The following is an 11,488-nucleotide window of genomic DNA, read 5'->3' as shown; positions in this document are numbered from 1 at the left end:
AATATGAAAAAACTGCAAATTGCCGTGGGCATTATTCGCAACGATGCGGGGGAAATCTACATTACCCAACGCGCCGCTGATGCACACATGGCCAATAAATGGGAGTTTCCTGGCGGTAAAATTGAAGCGGGTGAAACAGCCGAAGACGCGGTGATCCGTGAATTGCAGGAAGAGGTGGGGATCACCGCAAGCGCGCCGCAATTGTTTGATAAACTGGAGTATGAATTTCCCGATCGCCATATCACGCTGTGGTTCTGGCTGGTGGAAAGCTGGCAGGGCGAGCCATGGGGAAAAGAGGGGCAGCCTGGGCGCTGGGTCTTACAGAACGCGCTGATTGCTGATGAATTTCCACCGGCGAATGCACCAGTGATCGCTAAACTGGTGCCTGTACAGCAGGCTCGTTAAACCCATCGCCATCGGGCATTTCAGGTGTCCTGCCGGATGGCGACATAAACGTCTTATCTGTCCTGTTGCGGGTTTTCGCTCCAGTCGTCACTATCGGACATATCTCCCGCGCTGGAAATACGCTTCTCTTCCGCTGCCCACTCACCCAAATCAATAAGCTGACACCGTTTCGAACAGAATGGGCGATAGGGGCTCTGCTCGCCCCAGATAACCGGTTTTTGGCAGGTTGGGCAGTTGACGATCGTTTCTTCAGACATAGTGTCTCCTTAACAGCAAGCCAGTTCGAAATCCAGACGTTCAGGTATTACACCATTCTCGCTGTCCAGCGGCACGAAGCGAATGGCGAAACGGCTCTTGTGGCCGGAAATTTGCGGGTAGAGCTGGGGCGCCAGATCCAGTTGTAGACGCAGCAGATCGGCATCTTCGCCATTGTCCTGATAAAAACCGTTGAGGCTGGTTTGCTTGCGGAAAGGGGCGGAATTACGAATCAGGTCGAGTATCAGATCCAGTGCCTGATTCAGCGGCTCGAGGCTGCCAAGCCAGGTTTCTACCTGTGTATCGCGCTGCTGTTGCGGCGAATGTAGCCACATATGTAGCGTCGGGAGGTCAAAGCTGCAACAGCCGCCCGGAATACTCAGGCGCTGACGGACGAGGGCAATCAGGCGATCTTCACGCAGGAACTGACCAACGCGTGGGGCGGCCATAAGAATGCTGCCGCTGCTTTTTAGTTGCTGGCGCACGGCATCAATACGGCTCTGGTCAACGCCGGGTACTTCATTCCATGCCTGTAATTTACGCTGCTGACGCTCCAGTTCTTTGAGCATCTCCGTGCGAACGTCGCCGCGTTCGAACACATCCAGTAAATCCCCTAAATTACGAAAAAAATGTAATGCGCTGGCGTGATCCGTGATGGGTAGCTGGGTGCGTAGCTGCTGGTTGAGAAATTCAATACGCAGCCAGGTACGCATTTTTTCGTTCAGGGGGTGCTCAAAAAGGATGTGGGTGTGCATTAAGGTTTTTCCTGTGATACAGCCTGCGCCGCGAGCTCAAGATAGCGTGCGTGAAGGCGGGCAACATCCGAAGCAATAGCTTCTGGTGTGCCGTTGTTATCAATGACGTCATCAGCCACCGCAAGCCGCTGTTCGCGCGTCGCCTGGGCGGCAAGAATGTGCTCTGCATGCTCACGAGATACATGGTCGCGCTGCATGGTTCGAAGGAGTTGCGTATCGCGTGTAACATCAACCACCAGTACCCGATCGGCGCGGGAGGCGAGATTGTTTTCCACCAACAGGGGAACCACCCACAGCACATAGGGCGACGTTGCCTGCTGTATCTGTCTCTGGGTCTCTCGCTGGATCAGCGGATGGAGCAGGGCATTCAGCCAGCTTTTTTCGTCAGGGGTGGCAAAAATCCGCTCGCGTAACAGGCGCCGATTAAGTGCGCCATCCGAGGTAAGAATCTGTGGGCCGAAGTGCTCCGCAATGGCTTTTAATGCCGGAGTACCGGGTTCAACCACCTGACGGGCAAGGATGTCGGCATCAATAACGTTAATTCCGAGGTGAGAAAATGCATCAGCGACGGTACTTTTGCCACTGCCAATGCCACCTGTTAACGCTACCGTATACCCCATTCCTGTGAATCCTGATAAGAATTGATCCGATAAATCAATTGGTTAAAAACGAAACACTTCAGCGCCTTTTTGCCCGCGCTCATGTTCACCGAACTAATGGTAAATTTATAGGATTGTAGCGTAAAAAAAGTGAAAATCGCAGTCTTGCGAAGCCCTGATTAGTGCGTATGATAACGTTACTGGAGTTGTGCTCTTATAATTAATGCCATTAACCCCAGGAATCCGCACATGCGTATCGAAGAAGATCTGAAGTTAGGTTTCAAAGACGTTCTTATCCGCCCTAAACGCTCTACTCTCAAAAGCCGTTCCGATGTTGAACTGGAACGCGAATTTACCTTTAAACATTCAGGCCAACGCTGGTCTGGTGTACCGATTATTGCTGCAAATATGGATTCCGTGGGCACCTTCGCAATGGCAAAAGCGCTGGCATCCTTCGATATTCTGACGGCAGTGCATAAGCACTATACCGTGGAAGAGTGGAAGGTATTCGCTCAGAACGAGTCCGAAGATGTGCTGAAGCATGTGATGGTTTCAACTGGCACGTCTGATGCCGACTTCGAAAAAACCAAACAAATTCTGGCGCTGCACCCAACGCTGAACTTCGTGTGCATTGACGTGGCTAATGGTTACTCTGAACACTTTGTTCAGTTCGTGGCGAAAGCTCGGCAGGCCTGGCCGACCAAAACCATCTGTGCAGGTAACGTCGTGACCGGCGAGATGTGCGAAGAGCTGATCCTGGCCGGTGCCGATATCGTGAAAGTCGGCATCGGCCCGGGTTCCGTGTGTACCACACGTGTAAAAACCGGCGTTGGCTATCCGCAGCTTTCTGCCGTGATCGAATGTGCTGATGCCGCGCACGGCCTGGGCGGGCAGATTGTCAGCGACGGTGGTTGCACTATGCCTGGCGATGTCGCCAAAGCCTTCGGCGGCGGCGCAGATTTCGTGATGCTCGGCGGTATGCTGGCAGGCCATGAAGAGAGCGGCGGCTCCATCGTTGAAGAGAACGGTGAGAAATTCATGCTTTTCTATGGCATGAGCTCGGAGTCTGCGATGAATCGTCACGTTGGCGGCGTCGCGCAGTATCGTGCGGCGGAAGGTAAAACCGTGAAACTGCCGCTGCGTGGCCCGGTTGATCATACCGCTCGCGATATCCTTGGCGGCCTGCGCTCAGCCTGCACCTATGTTGGCGCTTCTCGCCTGAAAGAGCTGACCAAACGCACTACGTTTATCCGCGTTCAGGAGCAAGAGAACCGCGTGTTCAACAGTCTGTAATGCTTCGCGCTGGCGCTTCCTGCGCCAGCGCTTATCCCGCCCCGCTAATCGCATCCCCCAGATGAAATATCGGCAGATACATTGCCACTACCAGTGTGCCAATAATGGCGCCAGTCACCAGCAATAGCATTGGCTCCAGCAGCGATGTCAGGTTTTCCGAGAGTTGGTGCGTTTTTTCACTGTGGTAGTCCGCCAGATTTTGCAACATTTGCTCCAGTGCGCCAGACGTTTCACCCGTTCTTACCAGTTGCAGGCAGAGCGGAGTGAAGGTCTCACTTTTTTCCATCGCCTGCCAGATGGGGCTTCCTTGTGAAATCGCCTGATGGAGCCGGGTAATAACATCCCGCCAGTGAGGATGGGTCAGCGTATCTTCAAGCGTCTCCAGGCCTTGTAGAAAAGTAATACCTGCACTTTGCGTCAGCGCAAGCACGGTATAAATGTGGCTTAGCATCTGTCCACGCACGAGGCGCCCCATGACCGGCAGTGCCAGCACAATTCGCAGATGAAATCTCTGCCAGCGTGGCTCCTTTTTCAGTAACAGACCCGGAAGGAAGGGAAGCATTATAGTGACGGCGATCAGCCCGAAATGCTCCTTCACACCGTCGGCCAGGCGCATGACTATTTGGGTGAGCAGGGGCAGCGGGGTGTTAAAGGTTCGGTAGATTGCTGTAAATTCGGGGAGCACAAAACCCAGCATCGCCACCACAACGGCCACCGCCAGCGACAAAATAATGCACGGATAACGGAGCGCCTTTTTGACTTTCTGCGTAATCGCCTGTTGCGCTTTTTGTTGCTGAGCCAGCGACTGGCAGCAGAGTTCCAGTTTCCCGGTGACTTCTCCGGTGTGGATCATCGCCAGCCAGAGCGGTGGAAAAGCTTCCGGCCATTGCCGCAAAGCTTCAGAGAGCGTGCTCCCCTCCGCCAGCCGTTTGGAGAGCGTGGAGAGCAGGGCCTGCCACTGCGGTATCGGGTGCTGTTGCGCCAGCATTTCCAGACCATCCGATAGCGTGAGCCCGGCATGAAGCAGCGTTGCCAGTTGCTCAATGATCTCGCATCGCCAGGCTGTGCGCCAGTACGCGGGCCTGACGGGGCAGCGGCGGAGTGATAGCGCAGTGACTCCCTGCTGCTGTAAGGAGAGCATTGCCTGCAGACGGTTTTGTGCCCAGAGCGTACCCTGCCGCTCCTCTGCCTGAAGCGTCAGGCCACGCCAGCGCCAAAGTTGATTAGCTGCCATGCGGTATTCCCATGACGCGCAGCAGCTCTTCCTGGGTGGTTAAGCCGCGTTCAACGGCCAGGCAGCCGTTTTCGAACAATGTGGTCATTCCTGCGAGGCGCGCTTTCTGGATAAGCTCCCCAGTGTCGCGACCAGCAGCAATGGCATGGCGTAAACTGTTATTGAGCGGCAGGATTTCGAATATTGCCGCTCGCCCAAGGTAGCCATGATAGCAGTGCTGACAGCCCGCGGCCTGCCAGCGCGGAAGCGGGCGGGGCCAGAGCGCATTCGGTAGCGGGGCTTCAGTGCCGTTTTTTACCCGGCAGTGCGGGCAGAGTTTCCGTACCAGGCGCTGGGCCACGACCAACTGGAGGGCAGAGGAGATCATCCAGCGCGCTACGCCCATTTGTTCCAGGCGGATCAGCGTTTCGACGGTCGAGTTGGTATGGAGCGTAGAGAGCACCAGGTGCCCTGTTTGCGCGGCTTTAATAGCAATTTCCGCCGTTTCGCCATCGCGAATTTCCCCCACCATCACGATATCCGGATCCTGGCGCAACAGCGCCCGCAGTACGCTTTGAAACGTGAGCCCGGCACGTGGGTTTATTTGCGTTTGATTCAACCCGGCGATGGGAATTTCCACCGGGTCTTCCACGCTGCAAATATTGACTTCATTGTGGTTTCGACGTTGCAGGGCGCTATAGAGTGTGACCGTTTTACCGCTGCCCGTCGGCCCCGTCACCAGAATGAGCCCCTGCGGCTGGTTGAGGGCATCGCTAAACAGCGCTAACTGGTCGCTGTTCATGCCGAGCTGATTAATATCCAGCGCCTGCTCAACGTTGTGCAACAGACGCAGAACAACCTTTTCACCGTAGCGGCAGGGTAGCGTTGCAATACGAAAAGAGACGGTTTGAGCGGCAATTTCCACGGTAAATTGTCCGTCCTGGGGGACACGCCGTTCGGCTATATCAAGATTGCCGAGTACCTTCAGCCTGGCGGTTAATGTCGCCGCCAGCGATGACGGTAGGGTTGAAAGCACATGCAGCACACCATCCACGCGCAATCGTAGGCGCAGGTGATTTTTGCCCGGTTCGAAATGGATATCCGACGCACGTTGAGCCAGTGCCTGCTCCAGGGTGCGGTTAAGGAGATCGACGACGTTGTTAATATCATCATTGGCCGCAGGCTGTTCCGCAGTGGCTGAAAGTTGCAGGTGTTTGTCCATCCGCTCCTGGCTCCAGCATTCGATATCAATCCTTTTTTGGGTGGCAAAGCGCAGGGCGTCCATCAGTTCGTCCGAAGGCGCACCCACGACCGCGATACTCAGTACCGCCTGATCGCTGCTAATTAGCAGAGCGTGATACTTTTTACACAACGCCAGCAACTGTTCCTGTTTCATTGCGACCTCCTGCTTACTGTGCGTCGAAGCGGAAGACGTCTTCACAGGCCTGTTGTAAGGCGCTGTCGCCCTGAATGTCGCAGACTCGCGTCCAGCCAGTCACGCCGCTTGCGTTATCCCAGCCGGGAGTCATGTTGACTGAAAGACCGTTCAGGCTCTCTTGCCCGCTAAGAATGACCACGCCTTTGGCGATGCTCATGCCAGAGACGTAACGCGTCGTGGTGGGGGAGGGAATGCCGTTGGTTCCCGCATCGCAACTGTTTAATCCTCCGTGGTCGAGCGCGCAGAGTTCAATCGCCGTTCGATAGGGGACGAAAGTTTGTAGCATATCGGTGAGCGCGGCCTTGCGCAGATAGTTTTGATACGCCGGGATGCCGATGGCACTTAAGATGGCGATGATGCCAATCACCACCATTAACTCGATAAGGGTAAAGCCTTTTTGCTTTTCCATGATGCACACTCCTGGTTGAGATGGCGGAAGTGTGTCAGGGGCGTGAAGCGGGGGCGAGGGGCAAAAAAAGATTCAGGAATGCGCGTTCCAGAGAATTTTCACGCGTTGCAGAAGGCGACATAAAAGTGGAAGAAGGCTCGGGGAATTGTCAGATGGCGTTGCGTTTGTCCGGCCTACGGCGCAGGCCGGACAAGGAGAGTTAACGGAAGCGCATCGAGAGGTCTAAGGCGTGCACATGTTTAGTCAGCGCGCCAACAGAGATGTAATCCACCCCAGTTTCCGCAAATTCCCGAATAGTTTCGAAGGTGACATTACCGGAAACTTCCAGACGCGCCTGACCGTTGGTGATGGCGACAGCTTTGCGCATCAGTTCGGTGTCAAAGTTATCAAGCATGATGATATCGGCCCCGGCTTTCAGTGCGTCCTCAAGTTCTTCCAGACTTTCCACTTCCACTTCTACCGGCACATCCGGATGCAGCCAGAACGCTTTTTCCACCGCCTGGCGCACAGAGCCAGAGGCGATTATGTGGTTTTCTTTAATCAGGAAAGCGTCGGAAAGACCCAAACGGTGGTTCGCGCCGCCGCCGCACAGTACGGCATATTTCAGGGCGGTGCGCAGGCCAGGCAGCGTTTTGCGGGTATCCAGCAACTGCGTTTTAGTGCCATCCAGCAGGTCGACATAGCGACGAACCTCACTTGCCACGCCGGAGAGGGTCTGCACAAAATTCAGTGCGGTGCGCTCCCCGGTCAGCAGGATGCGGGAAGGGCCATCGATTTCAAACAGCGGCTGATTGGCTTTTACCTGATCGCCATCGGCGACGTGCCAGGTCAGGGTTACGTCATCACCCGCCAGTTGGATAAAGACTTCTTCAACCCAGCGTTTGCCGCAAAAGACGCCGTCTTCGCGGGTAATGACCACCGCGTGAGAGCGGGTTTCCGCTGGCAGCAGTTGCGCAGTAATGTCGTTATTGGCATCCACTTCTCCGCCCAGATCTTCACGGAGCGCCTGTGCCACGGCGTTGGGAATGTCGAGATTGATACGTTCCAGAAGCGCGTCACGTCGGTGGTCTGGATTGTAGCGGCGAGGCGGCATGATAAAACTCCAAATTGGTAACGATTCGAATGGTTTAAACATGCTACTCTGAACCGAGTATCAGCACCACACATAAGGAGATCCAGCATGTTGTTAGAGAAGGGATGGCTGGTGGGCGTTCGGCAGGTGCCGTCGCCACACTTTGACTGCCGCCCGGACGATGAACCCCCGTCATTGCTGGTTGTTCACAATATCAGTTTACCCCCGGGCGAATTTGGCGGCCCATGGATCGATGCGCTGTTTACCGGCACGCTCGACCCCGACGCTCATCCATTTTTTGCCGAGATTTCTCACCTGCGCGTTTCTGCCCATTGTCTGATTCGCCGCGATGGGGAAATTGTGCAGTATGTTCCCTTTGATAAGCGCGCCTGGCATGCTGGCGTGTCGGTGTATCATGGCCGCGAGCGCTGCAACGATTTTTCGATAGGCATTGAACTTGAAGGTACCGACATTCTGGCCTATACCGATGCGCAGTATCAGCAACTGGCGGCGTTGACCCGGTTGCTGACCACCGTCTACCCGGCGATAGCCGACAACATGACTGGACATTGTGATATTGCGCCCGTGCGTAAAACCGACCCCGGCCCGGCGTTTGACTGGGCCCGCTTTCGCGCACTGGTCACCCCCTCGTCAGATAAGGAGATGACATGACGCTGTTTACTACGCTTCTGGTACTGATTGCCGAGCGTTTATTTAAGTTGGGTGAGCACTGGCAGCTCGATCACCGCCTGGAGGTGCTATTCCGCCGCATCAAGCATTTCTCTTTCACAACGACGCTGCTCATGACGGCGGTGGCGATGGTAGTGGTGTTTTTGATCCAGCGCGCGCTTGATGGCCTGCTGTTTAATGTGCCGCTGCTGGTGTTCTGGATTTTGCTGGGGCTGCTGTGCATTGGCGCCGGGCGAGTGCGTCTGCACTATCACGCCTACCTGAAAGCCGCTTCCCTTAACGATAGCCACGCCCGTGAAGCGATGGCCTGTGAACTGACGATGATCCACGGTGTGCCGCCGGGCTGCGATGAGCGCGAATTTCTGCGCGAGTTACAAAATGCGCTGCTGTGGATCAACTATCGTTTCTACCTCGCTCCGCTGTTCTGGTTCGTGGTAGGCGGCCCGTGGGGGCCTGTGATGCTGATGGGCTATTCGTTCCTGCGAGCCTGGCAATCCTGGCTGGCGCGTTATCAGACGCCACATCACCGTTTGCAGTCAGGAATTGACGCTATTCTGCATGTGGTGGACTGGATCCCCGTGCGGCTGGTGGGGGTGGTTTACGCACTTCTCGGTCACGGTGAGAAGGCTCTGCCCGCCTGGTTTGCCTCGCTGGGCGATCGTCATTCGTCGCAGTATCAGGTGCTGACGCAACTGGCGCAGTATTCGCTGGCGCGTGAACCGCATGTCGATAAGATAGAGACGCCAAAATCGGCGGTGTCGATGGCGAAGAAAACCTCGTTTGTGGTGGTGGTGATTATGGCGCTGCTGACCATCTATGGGACGCTGGTGTAAGTGGATTACCGGATGGCGCGGGGCCGTTTTGTCGGCCCGGTAAGCGAAGCGCCACCGGGCAACGGTTTAGACGCTATCTGCTGGTGGAATGCCGAAATCCGGCATTCCGTCTTCCCGCCAGCGCACTAATTTCAGCCGCGTGTGGCGATTCGGATCGTACAACGGGTCGCCTTCAATCTCCGTATAATTCCGCGCGTGATAAACCAGCACATCTTTCCCATCTGGCGTTTGCGTAAAGCTGTTATGCCCTGGCCCGTACTGGCGGTTTTCATAGCTGGTGGTGAACACCGGCTGTGGTGATTTATGCCAGTTATCCGGCTTTGTCATGTCAGCGTTCAGGTCAATCCACAGCAGGCCCATGCAGTAGTTCTCATCGGTGGCGCTGGCGGAATAGCTAATAAAAAGCTTATCGCCATGTACCAGAACCGCCGGCCCTTCGTTGACCAGAAAACCCCGGCACTCCCACTCATATTCCGGTTTGCTGAGCATCACCGGCTCACCTTTGATAGTCCAGGGATTTTCCAGTTCGGCCAGATAGATGTTGGAGTTTCCGGCAATCTCCGGCGATTTTTGCGCCCACAGATACCACTGTTTTCCCTGATGGTGGAAGGTGGTGGCGTCCAGACAGAAAGTATCGAACGGGGTTTTTACCTGACCGCGTTCAATCCATCGTCCGGTAAGGGGATCGGCGTCTGAGCAGGTTAGCGCATACATCCGGTGCTGGAACATACCGAGCGCATCCAGCGCCTGCGTGTGGGCGGCTGCGAAGTAGATGACCCACTGGCCCGCGATATAATGCAGTTCCGGTGCCCAGATAAGCTCGCACATCGGCCCGCTGGCGGGTTTACGCCAGACGACAACCGCTTCCGCGCTGCGTAACCCGTCAAGGCTACTGGCGCGGCGGATCTCCAGTCGGTCATACTCCGGCACCGAGGCGATAAAATAGTACTCTCCCTGATGGTGCAGAATGAAGGGGTCGGCACGCTGTTCAATAAAGGGGTTGGGCCAGCTATTCATTATGCTTTCCTTACATGTTCGGTGGTTTTTAATTCCTGATACGCATTCAGTTCGCGGTAGTTTTCGCGGCGTTTCGCTAAATCTGACTGGATTTGTTTCATCAGCTCGCGGTCAACTTTCAGCAAGCGCACGATGCCTGCGGTGAGCAGATAACCCACCCCCGGGATCACGGTAAACAGCAGCATGATGCCGTTAATCGTGGTTTCGCTCTGCTGTTTTGCTCCGGCATCGTAGCCATACCAGGAGAGCAGGAAGCCGACCATCGCCCCGGCGACAGCCAGACCTACCTTCAGGAAGAAGAGGTTGCCGGAGAAGCTGATACCGGTGATACGTTTGCCCGTTTTCCACTCGCCGTAGTCATCGACGTCCGCCATCAGCGACCAGTGCAGCGGGGAAGGGATCTGATGCAGGATATTGAGCAGGAAATAGAGCACCACAATCATCACCGTGGCGTGCGGGTCGAAGAAATAGAATGCGATAGAGAAAATCGCCAGCGCGATGTTAGTCCAGAAGAAGACCTGTAATTTACACCAGCGGTCGGTGAGCAATTTTGCCAGTACGCTGCCGAACATCATGCCGATTACGCCGAGGCTGATAAACAGCGTAGCGAAATGGGTGCTCTGGCCCATCACCCAGGTGACGTAGTACATAGTGGCCGCCATACGGATAAAGCCCGGGCAGACGTTGCACAAGGTCAGTAGCAGGATGCGCACCCACTGATCGTTTTTCCACACGTCTTTCAGGTCTTGTTTTAGTTCGTCGTTAGTTTGCACAGCGGGTTTCACACGTTCGCGCACGCTGGCAAAACAGAACAGGAACATACACATACCAATAAAGGCCAATACCGTCATCGCCATCTGATAACCCTTGGCTTTGTCGCCGCCGCCAAACCAGTCGACCATTGGCAGGAGGGTCAATGACAGCAGCAGCGTGGCGATTCCGACCAGCACAAAGCGGTAAGACTGGCAGGCGACGCGTTCTTTAGGGTCATTCGTGATAACGCTGCCCAGTGAGCAGTAGGGGATGTTAATCGCGGTATAGGTCACTGACAGCAGGAAATAGGTGACAAAGGCATAGATAACTTTGCTGTTGTAAGTCCAGTCAGGGGTCGTAAACATCAGGATGCTGAACAGCGCATAGGGGAACGCAATCCACAGCAACCATGGACGAAATCGCCCAAATTTACTGCGGGTTCGGTCGGCGAGCGCGCCCATAATCGGGTCGGTGACGGCATCGATGACGCGCACGGAAAGCAGTAATACGCCAACCAGTGCCGGGGCAAGACCAAAAATATCTGTATAAAAGTAATTAACAAACAGCATGATAGCGCCGAATATGATGTTGCAGCCAGCGTCGCCCATGCCGTAACCAATCTTCTCTCTTACTGATAACTTATTGTTATTCATTGCCAGAACTCCCTATGACAGTATGGAGAGAATTATTGGCTGTTAGCCTATGAAATACGTTGCAGTATAAAGGCGATGATATGGATTAAATTGCTGGGAAGAG

At 55.0% G+C, this 11,488-nt stretch carries 13 protein-coding genes; 4 read left to right on the top strand and 9 right to left on the bottom strand.

The window, feature by feature from the left end; all coding sequences use genetic code 11:
• The first annotated feature begins 3 nt into the window (after nucleotides 1-3).
• The gene (mutT, locus tag VSR74_RS09385; RefSeq protein WP_347794479.1) at nucleotides 4-405 is read left to right on the top strand and encodes an 8-oxo-dGTP diphosphatase MutT; all 402 of its coding nucleotides are present in this window, start codon (nucleotides 4-6) and stop codon (nucleotides 403-405) included.
• 53 nt (nucleotides 406-458) lie between these two features.
• Here mutT and yacG read toward each other — a convergent pair whose 3' ends face one another.
• The 3 genes from yacG to coaE are packed head-to-tail and all read right to left on the bottom strand — an operon-like array spanning nucleotide 459 to nucleotide 2,035.
• On the bottom strand, nucleotides 459-662 hold the full coding sequence (yacG, locus tag VSR74_RS09380) for a DNA gyrase inhibitor YacG (protein ID WP_347794478.1): 204 nt from the start codon (nucleotides 660-662) through the stop codon (nucleotides 459-461).
• 9 nt (nucleotides 663-671) lie between these two features.
• Nucleotides 672-1,415, bottom strand: coding sequence for a cell division protein ZapD (zapD, locus tag VSR74_RS09375; RefSeq protein ID WP_347794477.1), 744 nt, complete (start codon nucleotides 1,413-1,415; stop codon nucleotides 672-674).
• Nucleotides 1,415-2,035, bottom strand: a complete 621-nt coding sequence (gene coaE, locus VSR74_RS09370; protein ID WP_347794476.1) for a dephospho-CoA kinase — start codon at nucleotides 2,033-2,035, stop codon at nucleotides 1,415-1,417. The genes zapD and coaE overlap by 1 nt, the downstream gene beginning before the upstream one ends.
• 228 nt (nucleotides 2,036-2,263) lie before the next feature.
• Here coaE and VSR74_RS09365 point away from each other — a divergent pair, with 228 nt between their 5' ends.
• Entirely contained in the window at nucleotides 2,264-3,307 is a 1,044-nt protein-coding gene (locus VSR74_RS09365; protein WP_347794475.1) for a GMP reductase, read from the top strand.
• Between the two features lie 31 nt (nucleotides 3,308-3,338).
• On the opposite strand, the gene hofC is transcribed toward VSR74_RS09365, so the two are convergent.
• From hofC to nadC, 4 genes are all read right to left on the bottom strand, one after another.
• Nucleotides 3,339-4,541 (bottom strand): protein transport protein HofC, encoded by a 1,203-nt coding sequence (hofC, locus tag VSR74_RS09360; protein ID WP_347794474.1) that lies wholly within the window; start codon nucleotides 4,539-4,541, stop codon nucleotides 3,339-3,341.
• Nucleotides 4,531-5,916 (bottom strand): type II secretion system protein GspE, encoded by a 1,386-nt coding sequence (gene gspE, locus VSR74_RS09355; RefSeq protein WP_347794473.1) that lies wholly within the window; start codon nucleotides 5,914-5,916, stop codon nucleotides 4,531-4,533. Before gspE ends, hofC begins: the two co-directional genes overlap by 11 nt.
• Nucleotides 5,917-5,929: 13 nt before the next feature.
• Entirely contained in the window at nucleotides 5,930-6,367 is a 438-nt protein-coding gene (ppdD, locus tag VSR74_RS09350; RefSeq protein ID WP_347794472.1) for a prepilin peptidase-dependent pilin, read from the bottom strand.
• A 199-nt stretch (nucleotides 6,368-6,566) separates the two neighbouring features.
• Entirely contained in the window at nucleotides 6,567-7,460 is an 894-nt protein-coding gene (nadC, locus tag VSR74_RS09345; protein ID WP_347794471.1) for a carboxylating nicotinate-nucleotide diphosphorylase, read from the bottom strand.
• An 87-nt stretch (nucleotides 7,461-7,547) separates the two neighbouring features.
• Here nadC and ampD point away from each other — a divergent pair, with 87 nt between their 5' ends.
• Together ampD and ampE are read left to right on the top strand one after the other, a co-directional pair.
• Complete coding sequence (ampD, locus tag VSR74_RS09340) at nucleotides 7,548-8,111, top strand: 1,6-anhydro-N-acetylmuramyl-L-alanine amidase AmpD (protein ID WP_347794470.1); 564 nt, start codon at nucleotides 7,548-7,550, stop codon at nucleotides 8,109-8,111.
• Nucleotides 8,108-8,962, top strand: a complete 855-nt coding sequence (gene ampE / locus VSR74_RS09335) for a beta-lactamase regulator AmpE (RefSeq protein ID WP_347794469.1) — start codon at nucleotides 8,108-8,110, stop codon at nucleotides 8,960-8,962. The genes ampD and ampE overlap by 4 nt, the downstream gene beginning before the upstream one ends.
• A 66-nt stretch (nucleotides 8,963-9,028) precedes the next feature.
• Here the strand turns inward: ampE and VSR74_RS09330 are convergent, their stop codons facing one another.
• Nucleotides 9,029-9,979: a glycoside hydrolase family 43 protein gene (locus tag VSR74_RS09330; protein WP_347794468.1), complete on the bottom strand. Its 951-nt coding sequence runs from the start codon at nucleotides 9,977-9,979 to the stop codon at nucleotides 9,029-9,031.
• Nucleotides 9,979-11,385 carry an MFS transporter gene (locus VSR74_RS09325; RefSeq protein WP_347794467.1) on the bottom strand — a complete coding sequence of 469 codons (1,407 nt, stop codon included), beginning with the start codon at nucleotides 11,383-11,385 and terminating at the stop codon, nucleotides 9,979-9,981. The genes VSR74_RS09330 and VSR74_RS09325 overlap by 1 nt, the downstream gene beginning before the upstream one ends.
• Nucleotides 11,386-11,488 lie beyond the last annotated feature (103 nt).

Source organism: Pseudocitrobacter cyperus (assembly GCF_039889165.1).
Classification (GTDB): Bacteria; Pseudomonadota; Gammaproteobacteria; order Enterobacterales; family Enterobacteriaceae; genus Pseudocitrobacter; species Pseudocitrobacter cyperus.
Note: the sequence above shows the minus strand (reverse complement) of the source record. Positions and strands in the feature narration are given on the sequence as shown.